The sequence below is a fragment of the Pseudomonas sp. FBCC-B545 genome, from assembly GCF_059134095.1.
This window is the reverse complement of the sequence record NZ_CP101441.1, coordinates 4,630,060-4,653,027: the sequence shown is the minus strand read 5'-3', so window position 1 is coordinate 4,653,027 and position 22,968 is coordinate 4,630,060. Positions and strand designations below refer to the sequence as shown.

The following is a 22,968-nucleotide window of genomic DNA, read 5'->3' as shown; positions in this document are numbered from 1 at the left end:
GGGTCATCGCACATCAAAAAGTCATGGGTGCATCATAGAGGGGCGCCCGGCAAATGGATAGTTTCCGTATGGGCGACCAAAGCCGAGTGTCCCGGTCTCGCCGGGGCTGTATACTGGCGCTCTATTTGAGGAGGGCTCCATGGTCGAAGATGTAGAAATCAATCGTCTCTTCTGGCACAGCCGTCGTGGCATGCTTGAGCTGGATGTGTTGTTGGTGCCGTTCACCAAGGAAGTGTACGCGACGCTCGATAAAGTCGATCGCGATCTCTACGTCAGGCTGCTTGAATGCGAAGACCAGGATATGTTCGGCTGGTTCATGGAGCGCTCCGAATCTGAAGATCCGGAACTGCAGCGCATGGTTCGCAAGATTCTGGACCGTGTCCAGCCCAAGTAATCGCTTCGAATGCCGCTGGCAGGCCTCACGCCTGTTGCTGGCGGCGTATCTGCTTGCCCAGCTGATTGCGCTGGGCAGCTTGCTTGTGCTGAACCTGCCTTATTCAAGCCTTGGCATCCTGCTATGCCTGGCTCACTGCACCTGGGTGCTGCCGCGCCATATCCTGCTCACTCACCGTTCGTCGATTCGTGGCCTGCGCCGTGACGACGATGGCTGGCAGTTATGGAACGCCGCGTGCGGCTGGCACGCGGTGCAATTGCGTCCCGACAGCCTCGCGTTGCCTCTGATCGTTGTGTTGCGCTACCGGGTGCAGGGTGAGCGGCGAGTGCGTTCGATCTGTGTGCCGCAGGACGCACAGGCCGCCGATGTACACCGGCGCCTGCGGGTGCGCCTGAAGTTCAGCCGCCGTAGGTGGTTGGCACCAGGATAGTGTCGCGGGCTTCGGGCAGCATCTGCGGGTAGTCGAGGGTGTAATGCAGGCCCCGGCTTTCCTTGCGCTCCATGGCCGAGCGAATCATCAGCTCTGCCACTTGCGCCAGGTTGCGTAATTCGATCAGGTCACGGCTGACCTTGTAGTTGCTGTAGAACTCGTCAATTTCATCCAGCAGCAAGCGCACCCGGTGCTGGGCGCGTTGCAGGCGCTTGTTGGTGCGCACGATCCCCACGTAGTCCCACATGAAGCGCCGCAGCTCGTCCCAGTTGTGGGCGATGATCACGTCCTCGTCCGAATCGGTCACCTGGCTGGCATCCCAGCGGGGCAGGGCGGCCGGTACCGGGATGCGCGGCAGTTGTTCAAGGATGTCGGCTGCGGCTGAGCGTGCATACACAAAACATTCGAGCAGTGAATTGCTGGCCATGCGGTTGGCGCCGTGCAGGCCGGTGAAACTGGTTTCGCCGATGGCGTACAGGCCAGGCACATCGGTGCGGCCATGCTGGTCGACCATTACGCCGCCGCAGGTGTAGTGCGCAGCGGGTACCACCGGGATCGGGCCTTTGGTGATGTCGATATTGAAGGTCAGGCAACGTTCATAGACCGTCGGGAAGTGGGTCTTGATGAAGGCTTCGGGCTTGTGGCTGATGTCCAGGTATACGCAGTCGATACCCAGGCGCTTCATTTCATGGTCGATGGCGCGGGCAACAATATCGCGCGGTGCCAGCTCGGCGCGAGGGTCGAAGCGCTGCATGAAGCGTTCGCCATTGGGCAGCTTCAGGTGCGCGCCTTCGCCACGCAGGGCTTCGGTGATCAGGAAGCTCTTGGCCTGGGGGTGGTACAGGCAGGTGGGGTGGAACTGGTTGAACTCCAGGTTGGCCACCCGGCAGCCCGAACGCCAGGCCATGGCAATGCCATCGCCACAGGCGCCGTCGGGGTTGCTGGTATAGAGGTAGACCTTGGCCGCGCCGCCCGAGGCAAGAATAGTGAAACGTGCGCCGTAGGTATCGACTTCGCCACTGGCACGGTTGAGCACGTAGGCACCGAGGCAGCGTTCGCCCGTCAGGCCCAGGCGTTTTTCGGTGATCAGGTCGACGGCGACGCGTTGTTCAAGCAATTGGATATTGGGGCGTTGGCGGGCCTGCTCGAGCAGAGTCTTGAAAATGGCCGCGCCGGTGGCGTCGGCAGCATGAATGATTCGACGATGACTGTGGCCGCCTTCCCGGGTCAGGTGGAACTCAAAGCCACCGTCGTCGCTGCCGGCATGTTCATCGCGTGTGAACGGCACACCCTGGTCGATCAGCCATTGGATGGCTTCCCGGCTGTGCTCGACGGTGAAGCGCACCGCCTCTTCATGGCACAGGCCGCCGCCGGCATTGAGGGTATCCTCAACATGGGATTGCACCGTGTCGGTGTCATCCAGCACCGCGGCGACGCCGCCTTGGGCCCAGAATGTCGAGCCGTTGGCCAGGTCGCCTTTGCTCAAGACGGCGATACGCAGGTGGCTGGGCAGGGTCAGCGCAAGGCTCAAGCCGGCCGCGCCGCTGCCGATTACCAGGACATCGTGTTGGAACTGTTGGCTCATTGAATGGATTCCGCAAAAAGCGATCCGAAGGAGCGGCGCAAACAGGACGCCTGGATCGGCGAATCAAAGGGGCACACGGGCCACTAGTATATAGAGGGGGGGAGCGGCACAATAGCCACGCATTCGTGGCATTGTGAGATTATGCTGCGCAGCTTTGGGAAATGGCCGGTTGGCGAGGCGGGAACTTTTTGCATGGGTCCCGACTCAATAGCAGGTTGCCCGAAAGCTGGGAAAACGTTGAGTTTATTGGCCCGTCGGGAGCATTGGACGCGTCACGAAACCGGCGACAAGATTATTCGCGCAGCCGGCGCCGCCCGGGCTGCGTTTTTCGTGTGTGCCAAATCAGTGCATGCCGGAAACTTGCTTGAAGGGGGAGAACTTTTGCGAAAAGCCCGAGTCTATGTTTGCAAGCCTGATCGTTTAGTTATGCAAGCCTCCTTCGAGTACAACGAGGAGTGTTCATGCTAACCCAGGAAGAGGATCAGCAGCTGGTCGAGCGCGTACAACGCGGCGACAAGCGAGCATTTGATCTGCTAGTGCTGAAATACCAGCACAAAATTCTCGGGTTGATCGTGCGGTTTGTGCACGACACCCATGAAGCGCAGGACGTTGCACAGGAAGCCTTTATCAAGGCGTACCGTGCACTGGGAAATTTCCGCGGTGATAGTGCGTTTTATACGTGGCTCTACCGCATCGCCATTAATACGGCGAAGAACTATCTGGTGTCTCGCGGCCGCCGCCCACCAGACAGTGATGTCAGTTCAGAAGATGCAGAATTTTACGATGGTGATCACGGCCTCAAAGATCTCGAGTCGCCGGAGCGTGCATTGCTGCGCGACGAGATCGAAGGCACCGTCCATCGCACAATTCAGCAACTGCCAGAAGATTTGCGTACGGCGTTAACTTTACGTGAATTTGATGGTCTGAGTTACGAAGACATTGCGAGCGTCATGCAATGTCCGGTGGGGACTGTAAGGTCACGGATTTTCCGGGCCCGGGAAGCCATCGACAAAGCCTTGCAACCTTTGTTGCAGGAAAACTAAAGACAGCGGCGACAGCCAAGAGAGGAACCGCCATGAGTCGTGATGCCCTGCAGGAATCGCTGTCCGCAGTGATGGATAACGAAGCGGATGAACTGGAACTTCGTCGGGTGCTCAATGCATTTGATGATGCCGAAACCCGTGATACCTGGTCTCGTTACCAAGTCGCTCGGGCGGTGATGCACAAGGATCTTCTAATCCCTCGTCTGGATATTGCTGCGGCCGTTTCTGCTGCGCTTGCTGATGAAGCCGTTCCGGCAAAAGCTGCACGGGGTCCATGGCGTAGCCTGGGTCGCCTGGCAGTAGCTGCTTCGGTCACCGTCGCTGTGCTCGCTGGTGTTCGCCTGTACAACCAGGACGAGATTGCTGGCAACGAGTTGGCCCAACAGACTCAGCAACCGGTCATGGCCGGTCCGCAAGTCAAAGGTCCGGCTGTACTGGCAGGCTACAAGGAAAGCTCCGATACCACCGGCCCTATGGCTAATGGTGTGCTTCAAGGGCAATCCGGTTGGCAGGACCAGCGTCTTCCAGGCTACCTGCGTCAACATGCGCAGGAATCGGCTTCGAAAGGCACTGATAGCGCTCTGCCATACGCTCGCGCAGCAAGCCAGGAAAACCGTTGATCTGCTAAGGAGCCCTATGCGCGCCATACCGCTCCTTACGCTTTGGCTCAGTAGTTGGTTTGCACTATCCGCCCATGCCGATGAAGCCCAAGACTGGCTGACTCGACTTGGGCGTGCAGAGCAGCAGCAAAGCTTTGAAGGCACGTTTGTCTACGAACGTAATGGTAGTTTTTCTACCCATGACATCTGGCATCGCGTCCAAGATGGTCATGTACGTGAGCGCTTGTTGCAGCTCGATGGCGCTCCCCAGGAAGCCCTTAGGGTAGACGGTCGCACACAATGCGTCAGCGGTGCGCTGGTTTCCGGCCTGGCGAGTTCCTCTGATGCACCTTCGCGTGCACTCGAACCACAAAAACTCACTCAATTCTACGAATTGGCCGTTATCGGTAAATCTCGCGTGGCCGGTCGTAATGCGGTGATCGTGTCGATCAGCCCGCGTGATCAATATCGCTATGGTGTTGAATTACACCTGGATCGTGAAACCGCGCTGCCGCTCAAATCCTTGCTGCTCAATGATCAGGGGCAGTTGTTGGAGCGCTTTCAGTATACGCGCCTGGATACCCGCGCCGTTCCGTCCGACCAGGACTTGCAGCCTGGCCGCGAGTGCTCGCCTGTCGCTGTTTCCTCTCCTAAAGGCTCCGACATGCCTGCCACCCAGGTGTGGCATCTGGATTGGCTGCCGCCTGGCTTCCAACAGATCAGTGCTGTCACGCGCAAAGATACCCAAACCAAATCCACGGTCGATAGCGTGATGTATGGCGATGGGCTCGCGCGTTTCTCCGTGTTTCTGGAGTCAGCAAAAGGTGCGGATCTGAACGAAACCCGTGCCCAGCTTGGGCCAACCGTAGCCGTATCCCGACGTTTGAATACGGTGGAAGGTGAAATGATGGTAACGGTGGTAGGCGAAATCCCTATCGGCACTGCTGAGCGTATCGCCTTATCGGTGCGTAGTGGAAAGGCCGCTGCCAAGCCATGAAATTGTTAATCCTGCGTTCATGCTGATCTTTCAATCTGTGCCCATCTTTGGTTGGGTGCTGAGCGTATGAAATCTCTGGATCAGCATTTTCACTTGCAAAAACTCCCTATGTTTTTTATAGGTCAGGGTTTGATGGCCCTGGCCTTGTTTTGTTCGCGGGACAAAAGTGCCGGTCGCAGTCTTCGGCATTTATTGAACCCTGTCGCTTAACCCTGCTCGTCGTAACGGGAGCTGTATGTCGATACCACGTTTGAAGTCTTACCTATCCATAGTCGCCACAGTGCTGGTGCTGGGTCAGGCCTTGCCTGCGCAAGCAGTCGAACTGCCTGACTTCACCCAATTGGTGGAGCAGGCCTCGCCTGCGGTGGTGAACATCAGTACCACGCAAAAACTGCCGGATCGCAAAGTATCGAACCAGCAGATGCCGGATCTGGAAGGCTTGCCGCCCATGCTGCGCGAGTTCTTCGAGCGCGGCATGCCGCAACCACGCGCCCCTCGTGGCGGCGGTGGTCAGCGCGAAGCCCAGTCGCTGGGTTCCGGCTTCATCATCTCGCCCGACGGCTATATCCTCACCAACAATCACGTGATTGCCGATGCCGACGAGATTCTCGTACGCCTGGCTGATCGCAGTGAACTCAAGGCCAAGCTGATCGGTACCGACCCACGCTCCGACGTGGCGCTGCTGAAAATCGATGGCAAGGACTTGCCGGTCCTCAAGCTCGGTAAATCCCAGGACTTGAAAGCCGGCCAATGGGTGGTAGCCATCGGTTCACCGTTCGGCTTCGACCATACTGTGACCCAGGGCATTGTCAGTGCCATCGGTCGCAGCCTGCCGAATGAAAACTATGTACCGTTCATCCAGACCGACGTGCCGATCAACCCGGGCAATTCCGGTGGTCCGTTGTTCAACCTGGCTGGCGAAGTCGTGGGGATCAACTCGCAGATCTACACGCGCTCCGGTGGTTTCATGGGCGTTTCCTTCGCGATCCCGATCGACGTGGCCATGGACGTTTCCAACCAGTTGAAGAGCGGTGGCAAGGTCAGCCGAGGTTGGTTGGGTGTGGTCATCCAGGAAGTGAACAAGGATCTGGCTGAGTCCTTCGGCCTCGACAAGCCGGCCGGTGCGCTGGTTGCACAGATTCAGGACGATGGCCCTGCAGCCAAGGGGGGGCTGAAAGTCGGCGACGTGATCCTGAGCATGAACGGTCAGCCAATCATCATGTCGGCCGACCTGCCTCATCTGGTCGGCGCGCTCAAGGCTGGCGGCAAAGCCAAGCTGGAAGTGATCCGTGATGGCAAGCGCCAGAACGTTGAGCTGACCGTCGGCGCCATCCCGGAAGAAGGTGCGACCCTGGATGCCCTGGGCAATGCCAAGCCAGGTGCCGAGCGCAGCAGCAACCGCCTGGGTATTGCCGTGGTTGAGCTGACCGCCGAGCAGAAGAAAACCTTCGACCTGCAGAGCGGTGTCGTGATCAAGGAAGTCCAGGACGGCCCGGCCGCCTTGATCGGCCTGCAGCCTGGCGACGTCATCACCCATCTGAACAACCAGGCGATCGACTCCACCAAGGAATTCACCGACATCGCCAAGGCGTTGCCGAAGAATCGTTCGGTGTCGATGCGCGTCCTGCGTCAAGGTCGAGCCAGCTTCATCACCTTCAAGCTGGCGGAGTAATCTACTAGCCCAAAAAAAGCCCCGCTGTCGGTTAACGACAGCGGGGCTTTTTTTTTGGCTGATGGGTTTAGCTCATCATGCCTTTGACCAAGCGCTCCTGTTCGATCAGCTCACGCTGGCGGGCATCGATGCGCGAGGACAGTGGGAAATTATTGCCGGCGCGCCGCTTGGCAAAGTCCAACTGCTGGATGGCTTGCTGGAAATCACCCACCAGGGCGAAGTATTCGGCACGAGCCTGGTGCAGGCCGATGATGTTGCCGGACAAGCCGCGGGTCTCGGCGACCTGATACCACACGTCCGGATCGTCCGGCCGGGACTTGAGCAGCCCATCCAGCGCTTTCTCCGCATCAGCGGTGCGGTTCTGCTTGAGCAACAAGTCCACTCGCACCTGATTCAGCGGATAGTTGCTGGGGTACTGGGTGAGCATGCGGTCGGTACGTTGCTGTGCGTCCGGCATGCGGTTGCTGGTGATGTCCAGCTCGATCTGCGCCAGGTTGTAAGTGATGTCGTTGGGCGCCTTGGCCAGCAGCGGTGCCAGGCTCTCCCGTGCTTCCTTGAGTTGGGTGCCCTTGATCTGTGCGATGGCCAGCCCATATCGCGCCACATCGTTCTTGGGGTTCTCGTCCAACTGTGCCTGGAAGCGCTTGGCGGCAAGACCTGGCGTGTCTTCGTACTTCAATTGCACCCGTGCGCGAATCAACTGATAGCGCAGGCTGTCTTCCTTGCCGCCGGGTTTGGCCTGCTCGGCGCGGTTGCGGGTATCGGCGATCCGCGATTCAGTCACCGGGTGAGTCAGCAGGAATTCAGGTGGCTTGGCATCGAAGCGGTATTGGCGCATCAGGCGTTCGAACATGGTCGGCATGGAGCGTGGGTCGTAGCCGGCTTTCTCCAGGTTGAGGATGCCAATACGGTCGGCTTCTTGTTCGTTCTGCCGGGAGAATCGGCGTTGTTCCTGGATCGCTGCGGCTTGTGAGCCGGCAATCGCGGCGATACCTGCGTCGCCTGCACCCGCGGCGGCGGCGATGATACCGCCGAGCAGGGCGGCCATCATCGGCAGCTGCATGCGCGACTGCGCCTCCACGCCCCGGGCGAAGTGGCGCTGGGACAAGTGCGCCAGTTCGTGGGCCAGTACCGACGCGTATTCACCTTCGGTCTGGGCATTGAGGAACAAGCCGCCGTTGACCCCGACGATCCCGCCAGGTGCCGCAAAGGCATTGAGTTGCGGGCTGTTGATCAGGATGAATTCCAGGCGCCGGTCATTGACCTGGCTGGTCTCCACCAGCTTGTACACGCTGGTTTCGACGTAATCCTTGAGTTGCGGGTCATTGAGCTGCGAGACCTGGCCGCGCAGGTAGGCCAGCCAGGCGCGGCCCAGTTGGTATTCCTGTTGGGGCGAGACAATGGCAGAACTGGCGTCGCCGAGTGACGGCAGCTCGTCAGCGAAGGCCGGGGAGGCCAGCAGGCAGGCCAGCGTCAGCAGGGTAGGGCGCAAAAAAGTCATGCACAAAGCCTTTCGACAAAGAGCTTACTGTAGCCGGACACTGAGCTTGGGACCAGATATTCTAAGCAGCCCAAATGTTTGCCTGGAGTAACACCATGACCGACGCTGTAGCCTTTGACGCCGAACTCGATGCCTGCGGCCTCAATTGCCCGTTGCCCTTGCTCAAGGCCAAGCTGGAACTCAATCGTATGGCCAGCGGCGCCGTGCTCAAGGTGACCGCTACGGATGCAGGCTCACAGCGTGATTTCAGGACCTTCGCCAGGCTGGCGGGCCATACGCTGCTCCACGAAGAAGAGGCCGCCGGTGTGTACCATTATTGGTTGCGCAAGGCCTGATAGCCTTGCAGGCGCAAGATCAGGCCTTGTTCAGTGCCTGCGCCGCGGCCAGGACCGCATCCACATGTCCCGGTACCTTCACGCCCCGCCATTCCTGACGCAGCACGCCTTCGCTGTCGATCAGGAAGGTGCTGCGATCCACGCCCAGGTATTCCTTGCCGTACAGCTTCTTCAGCTTGATCACATCGAACAGCTGGCAAACCGCCTCGTCTTTATCGCTGATCAGCTCGAAGGGGAATTCCTGCTTGCCCTTGAAGTTTTCGTGGGACTTCACGCTGTCACGCGACACACCAAACACCTCGGTGTTGGCGGCCCTGAACGCTGCGTACTGGTCACGAAAACCCTGGCCTTCGGTGGTGCAGCCTGGGGTGCTGTCCTTCGGGTAGAAGTAGATCACCACTTGCTTGCCCTTGAGGGCCGCGAGGCTGAAAGTCTGGCCGCTGGTGGCCTGGGCTTCGAAATCGGCCACGGGTTTGTCGATGGCTACCGGCATGGGTGTTTCCTTACATTGGGTTCTGTGGGCGCCATGGCTCGATCAAGGCGTCGAGGTTCAGGGCATCGGCGAAGTCCAGAAACTGGTCGCGCAACCAGCTGATCTGCACGCCGGCCGGCAGGGTCACGGTGAACGTGGCGTTGAGCATGGTGCCGCCGGTCTGTGGCGCCTGGTAGGTATCGCAGGTCAGGTTTTCCAGCTCGACGTTGTGGTCGATGAAGAACTGGCACAACTCGTTGACAATGTCCGAGCGGTAGGCCGAGCTGACGTACGCCACATAAGGCAGGGCCTGCGGGCGATTTTCCAGGGCGGCGCTGCGCACCACATTGACGGTGAAGTCGTGTTTCTTGGCCAGGCCCGGCAGGCCGGTTTCCAGACGCGCCAAGGCGTCCCAGGAGCCGGAGATCTGCAATACCAGCGCACTGCACTCGCCGTGGCGGGTCAGGCGCGAGGTCACGACGGCGCAGCGGTTCTCATGGCTGGCGCGGCACAGGACGTTGGTCAGCTCCATGGGGTTGGCGCCGAGGGCACTGATAACAAGGAATTGTTCGCGAACTGTGGGGGTGGACATGCAGCCTTCCTAAAGCGATGAGCGGTCGATACCGTGTGGCCGTATCGATCAAAGGATGAAGGGTAGCGAAAACCGTCGCCAAGGGCTAGGAGGTGGCGTTTTCATTGTGTGATCGGTCGGCTTGCGGCAGTGCTTTGGCCCAATGATGGCATTGCCCGACGTTTAGTTGGTCCAGAACGCATCCTCACGCGGTACTTCGCTTGTACAAGCATCTTGGCGCCAGTACCATTACGGCTCTCTTTTTCCGGCAGGAGCGGTTGCATGATTGCGGGCAGTATGGTGGCACTGGTCACACCCATGGATGCACAAGGTCGTCTCGACTGGGATAGCCTGGGCAAACTGGTGGACTTCCACCTGCAAGAGGGCACCAACGCTATCGTGGCGGTCGGCACCACAGGTGAATCGGCCACCCTTGATGTGGAAGAGCACATCCAGGTGATCGAGTTCGTGGTCAAGCGCGTCGCGGGCCGTATCCACGTGATTGCGGGAACGGGCGCCAACTCCACGCGTGAAGCGATCGAGCTGACCCGCAACGCCAAGAAAGCCGGCGCCGACGCTTGCCTGCTGGTCACGCCGTATTACAACAAGCCGACCCAGGAAGGCCTGTACCAGCACTTCAAGACCATCGCCGAAGCGGTCGACATCCCGCAGATCCTCTATAACGTACCGGGTCGCACCGCGTGCGATATGAAGGCCGAGACCGTGATCCGCCTGTCCACCGTGCCGAACATCATCGGCATCAAGGAAGCCACCGGCGACCTGCAGCGTGCCAAGGACATCCTGGCCGGCGTGAGCAGCGACTTCCTGGTGTATTCCGGTGACGACGCCACCGCTGTCGAGCTGATCCTGCTGGGCGGCAAGGGCAACATTTCCGTGACCGCCAACGTGGCCCCGCGTGCCATGAGCGACATGTGCGCCGCCGCCATCGCCGGCGATGCCGCGACGGCCCGTGCGATCCACGAGAAGCTGATGCCGCTCAACAAGACACTGTTTATCGAATCCAATCCTATTCCCGTGAAATGGGCGCTGACTGAGATGGGCCTGATGCCGGACGGTATCCGTCTGCCGCTCACCCGGCTCAGCGAAGCCTGTCACGAACCGCTGCGACAGGCCCTGCGCCAGTCCGGCGTCCTGGTTTAATTGAGGAAGCACTACGCATGAAGCGATTGGCCGGACTTTCCGCACTTGCCTTGATTATCTCCAGCACCAGTGGCTGCGGTTGGGTATGGGGCCCGGAAGGCTACTTCCGTGACCGCGGCAGCGATTACCTGGAAGCGCAAGCAACCAAACCGATGCAACTGCCGCCTGACGTCAATGTCGCCAAGCGCCTTGACCCGTTGCTGCCGATTCCGCGCAACGTAGCCGACGACACCGTCAAGGGCGAGTACGTGGTACCGCGTCCACAGCCGATTACCGCAGTGGCGGATGCCAGCGACTACAGCCTGCAGAAAAGCGGCGACAACCGCTGGATCGTGGCCCAGCGCCCACCCGCCGAAGTCTGGCCGGTGGCGGTGCAGTTCTTCCAGGACAACGGTTTTCGCATCGACCAGCAACGCCCGCAGACCGGTGAGTTCACCACGGCGTGGCAGCAAGGTCGCGAGCTGTCCGCGAACATGGCCCAGCGCCTGTTGGCTGGCGGTGTAGCCGCCGACAGCGAAGCCCGTGTGCGGGTACGCATCGAGCCAGGCGTGCAGCGCAATACCAGTGAAGTCTATGTGGTCAGCGCCGAGCGTCCTGCCGGCAGCACTGCCAATGTTGATTTCACCCCGCGTTCGGTCAACACCGGCGTCGATGCCGCGCTGGTCGACGAGATGCTCGCCAGCATGAGCCGTATCTCCGAGAAGGGCGGTTCCGTTTCCCTGCTCGCCGCCCGTGACTACGACACGCCTAACCGCGTCAGCCTCACCGAAGACGGCAGCGGTAACGTGGTGCTGAACCTGGGTGAAGACCTCGACCGTGCCTGGGCCAGTGTTGGCCGTGCATTGGAGCAGGGCCCTTGGCGCGTTGAAGACATCAACCGCAGCCTGGGCCTGTACTACATCAACGTGGCTGAAAAGGCCGAGAAGAAAGACGACGAGCCAGGTTTCTTCGGCAAACTGTTCGGCAGCACGCCGACCAAGGAAGAGGTCGAAACCCGCGCCGAGCGTTACCAGGTTCGTTTGAGCAAGGTTGGCGAAAGCGTGCAAGTCACCGTCGAGAAGAACATCAACACCGTCGCGCCGGCTGAAACAGCGCGCAAAGTGTTGGGCGTGATTCAAGACAACCTGGGCTGATCCGGTGCGTTTTGCCGTTCTCGGCAGCGGTAGCCAAGGGAACGGTACGCTGGTCGCCCATGACGACACGTATGTGCTGGTCGATTGTGGTTTCTCCCTGCGGGAAACCGAGCGGCGCCTGCTGCGCCTGGGGGTTCACCCCGCGCAGCTGAGCGCAATTGTGGTGACCCACGAACATGCCGACCATGTGCATGGCGTGGGTTTGCTGTCTCGGCGCTACAATCTTCCGGTGTACTTGAGTCGTGGCACGCTGCGCGGGATGCGCAAACCCATTGAACCCGCAGGCTTCCTGGCTGGTGGCGAGCAACTGCAAGTCGGTGCCCTGAGCATCGATGTCATTGCGGTCGCTCACGATGCCCTGGAGCCGACGCAGTACGTATTCAGTGGCGGTCAGCGGCGTTTCGGCGTGCTGACCGACCTGGGTTCCTACTGCGCCAAGGTGCTGGACGGTTACCGGGACCTCGATGCCTTGATGATCGAATCCAATCACTGCCGAGACCTGCTGGCGCGCGGTCATTACCCCTACTTCCTCAAGCAGCGGGTGGGTGGCGAGCTGGGACATCTGAACAACCACCAGGCGGCGTACCTGGTGTATGAGTTGGGCTGGCAAGACCTGCAACACCTGGTCCTGGCCCATCTGAGCAGCAAGAACAACCTGCCGACGCTTGCCCGGCAATGCTTTGTCGACACCCTTGGGTGCGACCCGGACTGGCTGCAACTGGCCGATCAAGATTCAGGGCTCGACTGGCGACACATCGCCTAGCCCACCTTACTCAAAGCGGAGCCCATCATGGAAAAACGTGAAGAACTCTACCGCGGCAAAGCCAAGTCGGTGTACAAGACCGACGACGCCAACCGCCTGATCCTGCTGTTTCGCAACGACACCTCGGCGTTCGACGGCAAGCGCATCGAACAGCTTGATCGCAAAGGCATGGTGAACAACAAGTTCAACGCCTTCATCATGCAGAAACTCGAAGCGGCCGGCATCCCGACCCAATTCGACAAACTGCTGGGCGACAACGAGTGCCTGGTCAAGAAGCTCGACATGATCCCGGTGGAATGCGTCGTGCGTAACTACGCCGCCGGCAGCCTGGTCAAGCGCCTGGGTGTGGAAGAGGGCCTTAAGCTCAACCCCTACACCTTCGAACTGTTCCTGAAGGACGACGCCAAGGGCGACCCGTTCATCAACGAATCCCACGTCGTGGCCTTCGGCTGGGGTACCGCTGAACAACTGGCGCGCATGAAGGAGTTGTCCCTTAAGGTCAACGATGTGCTGACCAAGCTGTTCGACGACGCAGGCCTGTTGCTGGTGGATTTCAAGCTGGAATTCGGCGTGTTCCACGACGGCTCCATCGTCCTGGGCGACGAATTCAGCCCGGACGGTTGCCGCCTGTGGGACAAGGACACCAAGAAGAAGATGGACAAAGACCGCTTCCGCCAGGGCCTCGGTGATGTGATCGAAGCCTACGAAGAAGTCGCCAATCGTCTCGGCGTACCGCTGTAACCGACGCAAGCATCTGATAGCACGGAAAAAAATCACCTTTGGGGTTTGCTTCCGCGAAACACACTGTTATGATGCGCGCCGTTGGAGAGATGCCAGAGTGGCCGAATGGGACGGATTCGAAATCCGTTGTACCTTCACCGGTACCTAGGGTTCGAATCCCTATCTCTCCGCCATTACATAGAGAAAGCCCCGTAGCTGAATAAGCTGCGGGGCTTTTTCGTTTCCAGCCTTTATCTACGACTGCTTCAGTGATTTTTTCCAGTCCTGCCTAGCGCTGATCAAGGCGCTCAGACGCTTTGCGATAAGCCTGATCTCGTTCACGTTTATCAATAGCGACCACGAACACGGTAACTTCCTGATCTATCACTTGATAGACCAGCCTGTACCCGCTACTACGCAGTTTGATCTTGTAGCAGTCAGGCAGACCATGTAGGCGGTTAGCCTCAATACGTGGGTTGTTCAGGATTTCCATCAGCTTCTTCTTGAGTTGCTGACGGAGGGTGTCGCCGAGTTTCTGCCATTCCTTCAATGCACGCGCATCAAAATCAAGGCTATAGGTCATCCAAAGAAACCCTCACGCGTTGAGGCGACGCAAGGCGCTCACGTACGGTCGCCATCAAGGCTTCATCCTCTTCAGTCATGAGGACAGGCTTAAATGGCAACTGGCCGCGTTCGGCAACATATTGCAACGCCTGACGTATCAGTTCGGAAGGGGTGACACCGAGTTTCTCCAACTCAAGGTAGGCGCGAGCTTTCAGGTCGTCATCGATACGGATGTTGATAGATGCCAAGGGATAGCTCCTTGTGTAATGACGTTGGTCATTACATTGGGGCAATCGGGTTTCATTGGCAAGTCTGTCTGGACATACGGCAGTCGCTCTCATCTGTTGATCCTACTTCTTGGCCGTCGGCTTTGCCGGGCGCTTTTTATCGGTTTCCTTCACTGTTTCCCTTGGTCTTTTCTTCGCCTCTTGCTCGGTTACGTATTCACCTGTGACCGCATCGCGATATCTCGTTGGCATTTCAGAACCTTTGACAGTATGTCGCCACGGCGGCGAGCTTTTTGAGACTAACTCGCAGGCTTATGCACACAAGGTTCCCGGTGGGGATTCTGGTTACCAAGCTTTTCCGAAACAGGTGCTTACGTTGTGCCGGTTCGACAGTTTTCCAGCAGGGTTGCGTTGGCTGGGGCAGGGCGCTAACCTTTCGCCGTCGCCCTCATGGCGACCGGTTTTGACAGACTGATTTACAGGTGTACGACCTCCATGCGATTACAGGCTTTTCTGCTGTGACGTCGTTTTATGGCGGCTGTGCGTGGGGCATCTTCGGGTGCGCCGGGTCCTGTATACCGGTCTGTCAACCCGCGCATAGCTGCCACCTGATTCTGTTTGACAGCGGGATGTGGCAGCTCCCATTGCATGCAGGAGCTACACAATGAGCAATCTCGATTCTGATTCCGAATTTTCCCCTCGCAAAATATTCCATGTAGGTGCAGATGTCGGCACCGAAGAAGCCCTCACCAACGCCACCGAAATCCTCTCATCCGCCCTTCAAACCGCCTACCAATGCGCCGAAGATCCAGACAGCACGCAGTCGCCCGTGATCATGGCCCTGGCTCAATTGATCGAAAACGCGCAAATGCTGGTGGACGCCGTCCTCGAGCGTGATTTCCCCACGGCCAAATAAGTACCTGCTCCCTGAAACGAAAAAAGCCTGCTGAACTCAGCGCTCAGCAGGCTTTTTTGCGAAATGCAGTCTGGTCAGGCGGGCTGTGCCACCAGGTTATTACTGACCTTGCGCCCCAACACCAGCACCGTCACAAACCCACACCCCACCAGTACCGTGGCCAGGCTCAACAACACCGAGCTGCCCAGTTGGTCGACAATACGCCCGCCAAAGAACGAGCCCAAGGCAATGATCACCTGAAACAGCGCCACGAACAGTGGCATGCCGCGCTCTACATCCTTGGGCGCCACCACAAACATCCAGATACTGGCGCAGGCTGGGAAGGCGCCGAAGGCGAAACCCCAGAGTGCGATCAACATCGAGGCGCCGGAAAGGCCGGTGGCGAAGTAGGGGAACAGTGCGGTGCTGGTACCAATCATCAGAGCAACCAGCAGCAGGGTGTGACGTACACTGCGGTTAGCGGCGAAACCGGCAAAAACATTGCCCATTACCCCGGCTACGCCATAAAGCAGCAGCAACGAGCCAATCGTCGGGCCGTCAAAGCCGGAGCTGTTTTTGAAGAAGGGCGCGACATAGGTATACGCAGCAAAGTGCGCCAGGCCGATCAGCAATACAGCGATCAAGCCGACTCGCGCCTGTGGGTTGATAAACAACGCTGGCAAGTCACGAATCTCAATGGCCTTTTCCGGGGTCAGTCGTGGCAGCAGGAAAATCTGCGCCAACAGCACCGGAATACCCACCAGCGCAGTAACCAGGAAGGTCATGCGCCAGCCCATCAGGCCGCTGAGCCATGTACCCACCGGCACGCCCAAGACGGTGGCCAGGGTCACGCCCATCATGATGATCGACGTTGCTTTCGCAACCCCAACGCCCTTGGGCGCCAGCCGCCCGCTGAGGGCAATGGCTGTGGCCCAGAAGCCGCCGATACTGATGCCGAGCAATACGCGGCCGAACAGTAGCAGGCTGAAATCGGTGGCAAAGGCCACCACCGAGTTGGCGATGATCATCACCAGTGTCAGGCCGATCAGCAGGTAGCGACGGTCCATGGCACCAATGCTGACCGACAGAAACGGCGCGGCGAGGGCGGCCATGATGCCGGGCAATGTGACCATCAACCCGGCGTGACCGGCACTGATGCCCAGGTCGCTGGCGACGTCGTTGAGCACGCCCACCGGCAGGAATTCACTGGTCACCAGGGCGAAGGCACCCACGGCGACCGAAAGAATCGCCAGCCACTGCTGTTTGACGCTTTGTTGATTATGTTCGGGAAGCCCGCTAGGGGCCTGGCTCGCGCTTGGCATGGGATTGGGTTCCGGGAGGAATGTCGCCTGAAGCCAGGCGAGGAGGGAATTTGGAGCGATTATAGGAATCAGTGGCGGCAATCGTTCAGGCGCTCGTTTCGATAGTAATCATCAGTGCTATCGATGTGAGATTTTAAAGAGCCTTGAATCTGCCGCACAAACGAAAAAGCCCGTCGCTGAGTCAAATCCGGGCTTTTCTGGGTATGACGATGTTTAAGGCGCAGCGGTGGAGTCTTATTTTAGCTAGCCAACGCATTCAGTACATGGACTGGGTCATTATGGATAGCTTTCAACAATGCCTTTGCTGGTCCGGTAGGCTCACGACGACCCTGCTCCCAGTTCCGTAACGTGCCAAGTTGCACATCAATCAGCGCTGCGAATTTAGCCTGGGTTAGCCCTGTCGCCTTACGGATCTCTTTGACTCGCATAGAATCAACATGGAACTCACGAGAAGGTTCGCGTTCTCCGCGCAGGATCTCGTTCATCTCTTGAACGCTTTCCATCAGTTCATCAAAAAATCTGCTCATAGCTATCTCCAGTGCTCAATCGCAGCCTTCAGTGACTTGCGCTCTACGGCAGTCAAGTCCTGCTGTTCATTTTTGGGATAGATCATCAGTAAAACAATCTGTGATGCCGAGACGAAATGGTAATAGATCACCCGCGCCCCGCCTCGTTTGCCATGGCCTTTGGCTGCTACTCGTATCTTGCGAACTCCGCCCGTACCCTCAATCACATCGCCAGCAGAAGGGTTGACTACCAGCACGTTCTGAAGAGCCATGTAGGCATCCTCGTCGATCAATTCTTTAACGCGACGGGTGAAGACTGACGTCTCTATGAAAATCATCGCTAATGTACGCCATTGGCTTAGTTGGCTGCAATCCTAGCCGTGTGTGCTTCGACGTGCATTCAGTGAGTTGTAACTGCTTTTTGACACGCAGGATGTGGTCAATTATACGTCGGCCAACCGCCCCAAAAGACACTCAATAAACACCCCCTCCGCCCGGCTCATCTTCTGCTCGCGATTCCACAACAGGTGAATATCCACATCCGCAATCCCCTCATCCGGCGGCAACCGCCACAGCAGCCCGTTTTTCACATCGTCCGCCACCACATGAGTCGGTAAGCAACCCAAACCAAACCCGGCAATCACCAAACGCCGCACTTCTTCCAGGCTGGAGGATGACGCCACGATCCGCCCACCGAAGCCTTGCTGATCACGGAAAATCGTCAGCGGCGAGAGCATCCCGCCAATCTGGTCGCTGGTAAAACTCACGAAGTTTTCCGACTGCAAATCCCCCTCGGCCAGGTTTGTGCGCCCGAACAATGGGTGATGTTTTCCGCAAAAGAACGCGTAGCGCTGACGCAGAAACAGGTGCTGTTCCAGGCGCGGCTGAGGCCGACGATTGAGGCTCAACCCCAGGGTCGCGGTTTTTTCCAGCAAGGCGGCGACGATGTCGGAGCTGCGCATTACTTCGACTTCCAGATCGACCCGCGGATGTTCACGATGAAAGCCTGCGAGAAAGTCATCGAAGGTGTCGGAATTAATCCGGCTGATCATCAGCAAGCGCACCTTGCCGATCACTTCATCACCGGGCTTTTGCACGGCGTTGCTCATCTGCGACACCTGGCCGTACATCTCGCCGGCGATCGCGAAGATCTGTTCACCGGCCTCGGTGAGCACGAAGCGCGGGCCACGGCGCACGATGAGCTGGCAGTCGAGTTGCTCTTCCAGACGCTTGAGCGCCTGGCTGATGGCGGGTTGCGTCAGGTGCAGGCGCGCGGCGGCGCGGCTGATGCTCAGTTCCTGGCCGATCACGCGAAAGGTGCGCAGCAGGTTCCAGTCCAGGCGGTCGTTGAGCAGCGGATGAATATCGCGACGGGATTCGGGCATGGCATCGCTCGATAATAAGCAGGATTTATAATCAAGATAATAAATAGAAAATTGACTAATCATAGCCTGGAGCCGAAAAATCAGGCTTAACAAGCGCCACCAGAGCGCACCGGTTCGACCTTCTCCTGCCAAAAAAACAACCAAAGGAGCCAGCCCCATGAAGCCTTCCGCTTCGCCGCAGCCTCGCCGTGCCGCGGCCGCCGCTTTTATCGGCACGATGATCGAGTGGTATGACTTTTACATCTATGCCACCGCTGCGGCGCTGGTGTTCGGTCAGCTGTTTTTCCCCTCCGACGATAAGCTGTTCAGCACCATGGCTGCGTTCGGCACTTTCGCCGTAGGCTTTTTCGCCCGGCCATTGGGCGGCATCGTGTTCGGCCATATCGGTGACCGTATCGGCCGCAAGAAATCCCTGGTGATCACCCTGGTCATGATGGGCGTGGTCACGGTGTGCATTGGCCTGTTGCCGACCTACGCACAGATCGGTGCTGCCGCGCCGGTGCTGCTGATTCTGTTGCGAGTGGTGCAGGGTATTGCGGTCGGTGGCGAGTGGGGCGGGGCGGTGTTGATGGCCGGGGAACATGCGCCAAAGGGGCGGCGTAACTTCTTTGCGTCCTTCGCGCAGTTGGGTAGCCCGGCGGGTTTGATCCTTTCCCTGCTGGCGTTCAGTGCGGTGACCCGTTTGCCCGAAGACGACCTGCTCAGTTGGGGCTGGCGTCTGCCATTTCTGGCCAGCGCCTTGTTGTTGGTCGTTGGCCTGGCGATTCGCTTGGGTGTGAACGAGTCGCCGGAGTTCCTCGAAGACAAAGCCCTGGCGGAAAAAGCGCGGGCGATCAAGAAGGACCAGGCCCCCGTGCTGGAAGTGCTGAAGACTGCTTGGCGTCCACTGTTGTTGTGCATTGGCGCCAACACGTTGGGGATTGCCGGCGTGTATTTCACCAACACCTTTATGATTGCCTACAGCACTCAGCAACTGAACCTGCCGCGCTCGCTGATTCTGGAATGCCTGTTCTTTGTTGCCATTATCCAGTTCTGCGTTCAGCCACTGGCCGCCTGGGTGGCGGAGAAGGTTGGTGCTACGCGGTTTCTGTGCGCCATGTGTGTGCTGGCAATAGCCTCGCCGTACCCGATGTTCGTATTGGTCAGCAGCGGCCAGGCGCCTTTGATCATCTTCGGCATTGCCCTGGCGGTGGTGTGCATGGCGTCGTTCTACGCCGTCATCGCAGGTTTTGTCAGCGGCCTGTTTGAAACCCGCGTGCGCTACACCGCGATCTCCCTGGCTTATCAGGTATGCGGCGCATTGGCCGGTGGCCTGACACCGTTGATCGGCACCTGGCTGGCCCATCAGTACCAAGGTCAATGGTGGCCGATGGCAGTGTTTTACAGCGTGATCGCGGCGGTCTCGTTGGTGTGCGTGCTGGCCTTGTCCCGCCGCCATGCCACGGCCCACCGCCTGGAAATGGCACACAGTTGAGGAAGTCAGCAATGTTGAAGATTAATGGCGAGCGCCTGTGGGCCAGCCTGATGGCCATGGCCGAGATCGGCGCGACCGCACGCGGTGGCAGCTGCCGCCTGGCGTTGAGCGCCGAAGACAAGGCCGGTCGCGAGCTGTTCAGTCACTGGTGTAAAGCCGCTGGCCTGACGTTGAGCGTGGATGCCATCGGCAACCTGTTCGCCCGTCGCGCGGGTACCGACAATGACGCCGCTGCGGTGATGATCGGCAGCCATCTCGATACCCAGCCCGAAGGCGGGCGCTTCGATGGCGTGTACGGCGTATTGGCCGGCCTGGAGGTGATCCGCAGCCTCGACGACCACGGCATCCAGACGCGCAAGCCCCTGGAAATTGCGGTGTGGACCAACGAAGAAGGCGCGCGTTTCACCCCGGCGATGCTGGGCTCGGCGGTCTTCACTGGCGCCCTTGCGCTGGACAAGGCGCTGGCGACCACCGACGGTGATGGCGTCAGCGTGGCCGAGGCGTTGCGCACCACCGGCTATAACGGTGAGCGTGCATTGGGTGGGGCGGTGGACGCGTATTTCGAAGCGCATATCGAGCAAGGCCCGATCCTGGAAGACAACGCCAAAACCATCGGCGTGGTGACCGGCGGCCAGGCGATTCGTTGGCTCGATGTACGGGTCGAAGGCATGGCAGCCCATGCGGGCACCACGCCGATGGCGTTGCGCAAAGACGCGTTGTACGGCGCCGCAAAAATGATCCAGGCCCTGGAAAACCTCGCTGCTGATTTTGCCCCGCAAGGCCTGACCACCGTGGGTGAGCTGAACATTGTCAAGTCGTCGCGCAACACCATTCCTGGTGTGCTCGACTTCACTGTGGATCTGCGCCATCACCGCGACGCCGATATCGACGCCATGGAGCAGCAAGTGCGCGCGCGCCTGCAGGCGATAGCCGACAACCGTGGCCTGAGCGTGACCATCACACCGCACTGGATCAGCCTGGCCACGCCGTTCGATGCTGAGTGCGTGGCCTGTGTGCAAGCGTCGGTGGACGCTCTGGGCTACAGCCAGCAGAGCATTGTCAGTGGCGCCGGCCACGACGCCATTCACCTGGCGCGCTATTGCCCGACTGCGATGATCTTCATCCCCTGTGTCGGTGGCCTGAGCCACAACGAAGCCGAAGACGTCTTGCCTGAAGACGTGCGCCAGGGCACCGATGTATTGCTCAACGCCGTGTTGAAACGCGCCGGCCAGGTTCAGTAAGGAATATTCTTATGCGTACATTCTTTCACCCCGAACAACTGCTGCATCACCCACGCAGCTACTATTCTCGTGGCCAGATGCGCACGCCACAGGAGGTCCCCGAGCGTGCGCGCAACCTGCTGCTGGCTGCGCGAACGCTGGGCTTTGATATCCAGCAACCGGTCGACTACGGCATGGCGCCGCTGCTCGCCGTACACGGCGCGGCCTACCTGGATTTTCTCCAGGAGGCTCACCAGCGCTGGAAGGAAATCCCCGAAGACTGGGGCGATGAAGTCATGTCCAACATCTTTGTACGCGAGCCCAACGCCCTGCGCGGCATTCTTGCCCAGGCGGCACGTTACCTGGCCGATGGCAGTTGCCCGATCGGTGAGCTGACCTGGCGCTCGGCGTATTGGTCAGCCCAGAGCGCGGTTGCCGCTGCCCAGGCGATCCTCGATGGCGCACCTGCCGCCTACGCCTTGTGCCGCCCACCGGGTCATCACGCCCGCTTCGATGCGGCAGGTGGCTTCTGTTACATCAATAACGCGGCGGTGGCTGCGCAAGCGTTGCGCCAAGGCTTTCAGCGCGTCGCGGTGCTCGACACCGACATGCACCACGGCCAAGGCATCCAGGAGATTTTCTACCAGCGTGATGACGTGCTTTACGCATCGATCCATGGCGATCCGACTAACTTCTATCCAGGGGTGGCCGGCTTTGCCGAGGAAAAAGGCGATCGCGCAGGCTTAGGATTCAATCTCAACCTGCCCATGCCCCATGGTGCCAGCGAAGCGCTGTTTTTCGAAAAGCTGGAACTGGCCCTGGCAGCGGTGAAGGACTTTTCGGCGGATGTGCTGGTGTTGTCACTGGGTTTCGATATTTATGAGCTGGACCCGCAAAGCAAGGTCGCGGTGACGCGGGAAGGCTTTGCGCGGCTGGGACAGTGCATTCGAGGGCTGGGGCTGCCGTGCCTGATCGTGCAGGAGGGGGGTTATCACCTGGAGACGCTGGACAGTAATGCGCAGGCGTTTTTCAGTGCGCCAGCGGCTTGGGAGAAACTATCAGGCGATTAAGCGCTAAAAGCCTGCCGATCAGTTTTCAGCAGGCTTTTCATCTATCAATGAGCAGTCGTTCCCCTCACCCTGGAACAGCGCCGTGTAGTTTTGCCCGCCATAAAATACCCCCACTATCGACACCGTTTCGCAATCAGGCCTCACCCTGAACGCGATGATGGTGCTGCGACGATAGTGCGTGATGCGCAAGTCGGTAAGCAGGTCGTCACGGCGTGTGCCACGCAAGGGGAACAGGGCGAGGCTGTCACAGTAGCTGACGAGATTGTCGATAAACCGCGTCGCTACCAAGGGGGAGCCGGCATCGCAGATATAATCCTCAAGGGCATCGAGTTGCGTCAGGACTTCAGGCGAAAAAACCACCGAGTAGCTCACGCGTTCCCGATGCCTTTGCGCTGACGCCTGGCTGCCATATGTTCGCGAACCTGTTCTGCAGATAACCCGAGCTCAGGCTGTGCCTCAAGAGCGGTCGCTGCCGGGATGACTTCGTCCCTCAGCCAATCTTCCATGGCACGGTCACGTGCCAGCAGCACCCGCAATCCGTCGCGAATCACTTCGCTTTCGCTGGCATATTCACCGGCAGCCACCTTGGCTTTGACCAGGGCCGCCATTTCAAGGGGCAAAGTGATGCTCATTTGCTGGGTTGAGCGCATTGGGATGTCCGCCAGAAGTGAGTAGGATTCAATCCTACTTGACCATTGGCGCGATGCAAGAAGCAACTGATCAATGCCGATCTCCGGCGTCTCGTCGTCCATCCAGAAGGGGTAGGTTTGCATGGGGTGCCGCGTCTCCAGTTGTGTGGGTCAGGCCGCAAGTATTGACCCGTTTTGGCGATCGCGTGACCGTGGATGGCCGATAAGCTGCTGAAATGTATGACTTGATATCTGTAACAGGATTAGCTCGTTAAAGCCGCCCCGGCTTGCATGGCATCC

The 22,968-nt window shown here is 59.0% G+C and carries 27 protein-coding genes and 1 tRNA gene; 16 read left to right on the top strand and 12 right to left on the bottom strand.

What is annotated here, in order from left to right; all coding sequences use genetic code 11:
* The first annotated feature begins 139 nt into the window (after positions 1–139).
* On the top strand, positions 140–394 hold the full coding sequence (locus NMB39_RS21555; RefSeq protein ID WP_043046387.1) for an FAD assembly factor SdhE: 255 nt from the start codon (positions 140–142) through the stop codon (positions 392–394).
* The gene (locus NMB39_RS21550; protein ID WP_057022028.1) at positions 378–824 is read left to right on the top strand and encodes a protein YgfX; all 447 of its coding nucleotides are present in this window, start codon (positions 378–380) and stop codon (positions 822–824) included. Before NMB39_RS21555 ends, NMB39_RS21550 begins: the two co-directional genes overlap by 17 nt.
* Here NMB39_RS21550 and nadB read toward each other — a convergent pair.
* Positions 793–2,409, bottom strand: coding sequence for an L-aspartate oxidase (gene nadB / locus NMB39_RS21545; RefSeq protein ID WP_494340089.1), 1,617 nt, complete (start codon positions 2,407–2,409; stop codon positions 793–795). The genes NMB39_RS21550 and nadB overlap by 32 nt on opposite strands.
* Positions 2,410–2,870: 461 nt before the next feature.
* Here nadB and rpoE point away from each other — a divergent pair, with 461 nt between their 5' ends.
* The 4 genes from rpoE (at position 2,871) to NMB39_RS21525 (ending at position 6,720) form a co-directional block, all read left to right on the top strand.
* A complete protein-coding gene (gene rpoE / locus NMB39_RS21540; RefSeq protein WP_003172477.1) occupies positions 2,871–3,452 on the top strand; it encodes an RNA polymerase sigma factor RpoE/AlgU in 582 nt (193 codons plus the stop codon).
* A 32-nt stretch (positions 3,453–3,484) separates the two neighbouring features.
* Positions 3,485–4,072, top strand: coding sequence for a sigma-E factor negative regulatory protein (locus tag NMB39_RS21535; RefSeq protein ID WP_046071417.1), 588 nt, complete (start codon positions 3,485–3,487; stop codon positions 4,070–4,072).
* A 16-nt stretch (positions 4,073–4,088) separates the two neighbouring features.
* Positions 4,089–5,048: a MucB/RseB C-terminal domain-containing protein gene (locus NMB39_RS21530; RefSeq protein ID WP_306957361.1), complete on the top strand. Its 960-nt coding sequence runs from the start codon at positions 4,089–4,091 to the stop codon at positions 5,046–5,048.
* 235 nt (positions 5,049–5,283) lie between these two features.
* Positions 5,284–6,720, top strand: a complete 1,437-nt coding sequence (locus NMB39_RS21525; RefSeq protein ID WP_494340090.1) for a DegQ family serine endoprotease — start codon at positions 5,284–5,286, stop codon at positions 6,718–6,720.
* A 67-nt stretch (positions 6,721–6,787) separates the two neighbouring features.
* Here the strand turns inward: NMB39_RS21525 and NMB39_RS21520 are convergent, their stop codons facing one another.
* On the bottom strand, positions 6,788–8,221 hold the full coding sequence (locus tag NMB39_RS21520) for a M48 family metalloprotease (protein ID WP_046071419.1): 1,434 nt from the start codon (positions 8,219–8,221) through the stop codon (positions 6,788–6,790).
* Positions 8,222–8,316: 95 nt separating this feature from the next.
* Between NMB39_RS21520 and NMB39_RS21515 the strand changes: the two genes are divergently transcribed.
* Positions 8,317–8,556, top strand: coding sequence for a sulfurtransferase TusA family protein (locus NMB39_RS21515; protein WP_057011937.1), 240 nt, complete (start codon positions 8,317–8,319; stop codon positions 8,554–8,556).
* Between the two features lie 19 nt (positions 8,557–8,575).
* Here NMB39_RS21515 and NMB39_RS21510 read toward each other — a convergent pair whose 3' ends face one another.
* Both NMB39_RS21510 and NMB39_RS21505 read right to left on the bottom strand, forming a co-directional pair.
* Positions 8,576–9,049 carry a peroxiredoxin gene (locus NMB39_RS21510; protein ID WP_494340091.1) on the bottom strand — a complete coding sequence of 158 codons (474 nt, stop codon included), beginning with the start codon at positions 9,047–9,049 and terminating at the stop codon, positions 8,576–8,578.
* Positions 9,050–9,059: 10 nt separating this feature from the next.
* On the bottom strand, positions 9,060–9,620 hold the full coding sequence (locus NMB39_RS21505) for a glycine cleavage system transcriptional repressor (RefSeq protein WP_003189463.1): 561 nt from the start codon (positions 9,618–9,620) through the stop codon (positions 9,060–9,062).
* Between the two features lie 261 nt (positions 9,621–9,881).
* Here NMB39_RS21505 and dapA point away from each other — a divergent pair, with 261 nt between their 5' ends.
* From dapA to NMB39_RS21480, 5 genes are all read left to right on the top strand, one after another.
* Positions 9,882–10,760: a 4-hydroxy-tetrahydrodipicolinate synthase gene (dapA, locus tag NMB39_RS21500; protein WP_046071422.1), complete on the top strand. Its 879-nt coding sequence runs from the start codon at positions 9,882–9,884 to the stop codon at positions 10,758–10,760.
* Between the two features lie 17 nt (positions 10,761–10,777).
* Complete coding sequence (gene bamC, locus NMB39_RS21495; RefSeq protein ID WP_057022030.1) at positions 10,778–11,893, top strand: NlpB/DapX family lipoprotein; 1,116 nt, start codon at positions 10,778–10,780, stop codon at positions 11,891–11,893.
* A gap of 4 nt (positions 11,894–11,897) precedes the next feature.
* Positions 11,898–12,656: an MBL fold metallo-hydrolase gene (locus NMB39_RS21490; protein ID WP_056847351.1), complete on the top strand. Its 759-nt coding sequence runs from the start codon at positions 11,898–11,900 to the stop codon at positions 12,654–12,656.
* Positions 12,657–12,683: 27 nt separating this feature from the next.
* Positions 12,684–13,397 (top strand): phosphoribosylaminoimidazolesuccinocarboxamide synthase, encoded by a 714-nt coding sequence (purC, locus tag NMB39_RS21485; protein ID WP_005786030.1) that lies wholly within the window; start codon positions 12,684–12,686, stop codon positions 13,395–13,397.
* Between the two features lie 83 nt (positions 13,398–13,480).
* Positions 13,481–13,570: transfer RNA gene (locus NMB39_RS21480), tRNA-Ser, on the top strand.
* A gap of 95 nt (positions 13,571–13,665) precedes the next feature.
* Here the strand turns inward: NMB39_RS21480 and NMB39_RS21475 are convergent.
* Both NMB39_RS21475 and NMB39_RS21470 read right to left on the bottom strand, forming a co-directional pair.
* On the bottom strand, positions 13,666–13,959 hold the full coding sequence (locus NMB39_RS21475) for a type II toxin-antitoxin system RelE family toxin (RefSeq protein ID WP_057022032.1): 294 nt from the start codon (positions 13,957–13,959) through the stop codon (positions 13,666–13,668).
* Complete coding sequence (locus tag NMB39_RS21470; protein ID WP_014717442.1) at positions 13,949–14,188, bottom strand: type II toxin-antitoxin system RelB/DinJ family antitoxin; 240 nt, start codon at positions 14,186–14,188, stop codon at positions 13,949–13,951. The genes NMB39_RS21475 and NMB39_RS21470 overlap by 11 nt, the downstream gene beginning before the upstream one ends.
* Before the next feature lie 643 nt (positions 14,189–14,831).
* On the opposite strand from NMB39_RS21470, the gene NMB39_RS21465 reads away from it, so the two are divergent.
* Positions 14,832–15,083: a DUF6124 family protein gene (locus NMB39_RS21465; protein ID WP_005786036.1), complete on the top strand. Its 252-nt coding sequence runs from the start codon at positions 14,832–14,834 to the stop codon at positions 15,081–15,083.
* 74 nt (positions 15,084–15,157) lie between these two features.
* On the opposite strand, the gene NMB39_RS21460 is transcribed toward NMB39_RS21465, so the two are convergent.
* The 4 genes from NMB39_RS21460 to NMB39_RS21445 form a co-directional block, all read right to left on the bottom strand.
* The gene (locus NMB39_RS21460) at positions 15,158–16,384 is read right to left on the bottom strand and encodes an MFS transporter (protein ID WP_057022034.1); all 1,227 of its coding nucleotides are present in this window, start codon (positions 16,382–16,384) and stop codon (positions 15,158–15,160) included.
* 239 nt (positions 16,385–16,623) lie between these two features.
* The gene (gene nadS / locus NMB39_RS21455) at positions 16,624–16,911 is read right to left on the bottom strand and encodes a NadS family protein (RefSeq protein ID WP_003189536.1); all 288 of its coding nucleotides are present in this window, start codon (positions 16,909–16,911) and stop codon (positions 16,624–16,626) included.
* A gap of 2 nt (positions 16,912–16,913) precedes the next feature.
* Entirely contained in the window at positions 16,914–17,228 is a 315-nt protein-coding gene (locus NMB39_RS21450) for a type II toxin-antitoxin system RelE/ParE family toxin (protein WP_046071432.1), read from the bottom strand.
* 105 nt (positions 17,229–17,333) lie between these two features.
* Entirely contained in the window at positions 17,334–18,275 is a 942-nt protein-coding gene (locus tag NMB39_RS21445) for a LysR family transcriptional regulator (RefSeq protein ID WP_494340092.1), read from the bottom strand.
* 157 nt (positions 18,276–18,432) lie between these two features.
* On the opposite strand from NMB39_RS21445, the gene NMB39_RS21440 reads away from it, so the two are divergent.
* Genes NMB39_RS21440 through NMB39_RS21430 form a run of 3 tightly spaced genes read left to right on the top strand, consistent with a single transcriptional unit; the run spans position 18,433 to position 22,039 of the window.
* On the top strand, positions 18,433–19,749 hold the full coding sequence (locus NMB39_RS21440; protein WP_494340093.1) for an MFS transporter: 1,317 nt from the start codon (positions 18,433–18,435) through the stop codon (positions 19,747–19,749).
* Between the two features lie 11 nt (positions 19,750–19,760).
* Complete coding sequence (locus NMB39_RS21435; protein ID WP_494340094.1) at positions 19,761–20,990, top strand: Zn-dependent hydrolase; 1,230 nt, start codon at positions 19,761–19,763, stop codon at positions 20,988–20,990.
* Positions 20,991–21,001: 11 nt separating this feature from the next.
* Positions 21,002–22,039: a histone deacetylase family protein gene (locus NMB39_RS21430; protein ID WP_494340095.1), complete on the top strand. Its 1,038-nt coding sequence runs from the start codon at positions 21,002–21,004 to the stop codon at positions 22,037–22,039.
* 18 nt (positions 22,040–22,057) lie between these two features.
* Here the strand turns inward: NMB39_RS21430 and NMB39_RS21425 are convergent, their stop codons facing one another.
* Positions 22,058–22,411, bottom strand: a complete 354-nt coding sequence (locus tag NMB39_RS21425) for a type II toxin-antitoxin system RelE/ParE family toxin (protein ID WP_057022041.1) — start codon at positions 22,409–22,411, stop codon at positions 22,058–22,060.
* On the bottom strand, positions 22,408–22,812 hold the full coding sequence (locus tag NMB39_RS21420) for a ribbon-helix-helix domain-containing protein (protein ID WP_078820595.1): 405 nt from the start codon (positions 22,810–22,812) through the stop codon (positions 22,408–22,410). The genes NMB39_RS21425 and NMB39_RS21420 overlap by 4 nt, the downstream gene beginning before the upstream one ends.
* Positions 22,813–22,968: the final 156 nt, after the last annotated feature.

What these genes read in the sequence shown, in the direction of transcription:
- NMB39_RS21555 (WP_043046387.1), top strand. Translation starts at nt 140, where the DNA reads ATGGTCGAAGATGTAGAAATCAATCGTCTCTTCTGGCACAGCCGTCGT.
- nadB (WP_494340089.1), bottom strand. Translation starts at nt 2,409, where the DNA reads ATGAGCCAACAGTTCCAACACGATGTCCTGGTAATCGGCAGCGGCGCG.
- rpoE (WP_003172477.1), top strand. Translation starts at nt 2,871, where the DNA reads ATGCTAACCCAGGAAGAGGATCAGCAGCTGGTCGAGCGCGTACAACGC.
- NMB39_RS21535 (WP_046071417.1), top strand. Translation starts at nt 3,485, where the DNA reads ATGAGTCGTGATGCCCTGCAGGAATCGCTGTCCGCAGTGATGGATAAC.
- NMB39_RS21530 (WP_306957361.1), top strand. Translation starts at nt 4,089, where the DNA reads ATGCGCGCCATACCGCTCCTTACGCTTTGGCTCAGTAGTTGGTTTGCA.
- NMB39_RS21525 (WP_494340090.1), top strand. Translation starts at nt 5,284, where the DNA reads ATGTCGATACCACGTTTGAAGTCTTACCTATCCATAGTCGCCACAGTG.
- NMB39_RS21520 (WP_046071419.1), bottom strand. Translation starts at nt 8,221, where the DNA reads ATGACTTTTTTGCGCCCTACCCTGCTGACGCTGGCCTGCCTGCTGGCC.
- NMB39_RS21515 (WP_057011937.1), top strand. Translation starts at nt 8,317, where the DNA reads ATGACCGACGCTGTAGCCTTTGACGCCGAACTCGATGCCTGCGGCCTC.
- NMB39_RS21510 (WP_494340091.1), bottom strand. Translation starts at nt 9,049, where the DNA reads ATGCCGGTAGCCATCGACAAACCCGTGGCCGATTTCGAAGCCCAGGCC.
- NMB39_RS21505 (WP_003189463.1), bottom strand. Translation starts at nt 9,620, where the DNA reads ATGTCCACCCCCACAGTTCGCGAACAATTCCTTGTTATCAGTGCCCTC.
- dapA (WP_046071422.1), top strand. Translation starts at nt 9,882, where the DNA reads ATGATTGCGGGCAGTATGGTGGCACTGGTCACACCCATGGATGCACAA.
- bamC (WP_057022030.1), top strand. Translation starts at nt 10,778, where the DNA reads ATGAAGCGATTGGCCGGACTTTCCGCACTTGCCTTGATTATCTCCAGC.
- purC (WP_005786030.1), top strand. Translation starts at nt 12,684, where the DNA reads ATGGAAAAACGTGAAGAACTCTACCGCGGCAAAGCCAAGTCGGTGTAC.
- NMB39_RS21475 (WP_057022032.1), bottom strand. Translation starts at nt 13,959, where the DNA reads ATGACCTATAGCCTTGATTTTGATGCGCGTGCATTGAAGGAATGGCAG.
- NMB39_RS21465 (WP_005786036.1), top strand. Translation starts at nt 14,832, where the DNA reads ATGAGCAATCTCGATTCTGATTCCGAATTTTCCCCTCGCAAAATATTC.
- NMB39_RS21460 (WP_057022034.1), bottom strand. Translation starts at nt 16,384, where the DNA reads ATGCCAAGCGCGAGCCAGGCCCCTAGCGGGCTTCCCGAACATAATCAA.
- nadS (WP_003189536.1), bottom strand. Translation starts at nt 16,911, where the DNA reads ATGAGCAGATTTTTTGATGAACTGATGGAAAGCGTTCAAGAGATGAAC.
- NMB39_RS21450 (WP_046071432.1), bottom strand. Translation starts at nt 17,228, where the DNA reads ATGATTTTCATAGAGACGTCAGTCTTCACCCGTCGCGTTAAAGAATTG.
- NMB39_RS21445 (WP_494340092.1), bottom strand. Translation starts at nt 18,275, where the DNA reads ATGCCCGAATCCCGTCGCGATATTCATCCGCTGCTCAACGACCGCCTG.
- NMB39_RS21440 (WP_494340093.1), top strand. Translation starts at nt 18,433, where the DNA reads ATGAAGCCTTCCGCTTCGCCGCAGCCTCGCCGTGCCGCGGCCGCCGCT.
- NMB39_RS21435 (WP_494340094.1), top strand. Translation starts at nt 19,761, where the DNA reads ATGTTGAAGATTAATGGCGAGCGCCTGTGGGCCAGCCTGATGGCCATG.
- NMB39_RS21430 (WP_494340095.1), top strand. Translation starts at nt 21,002, where the DNA reads ATGCGTACATTCTTTCACCCCGAACAACTGCTGCATCACCCACGCAGC.
- NMB39_RS21420 (WP_078820595.1), bottom strand. Translation starts at nt 22,812, where the DNA reads ATGCAAACCTACCCCTTCTGGATGGACGACGAGACGCCGGAGATCGGC.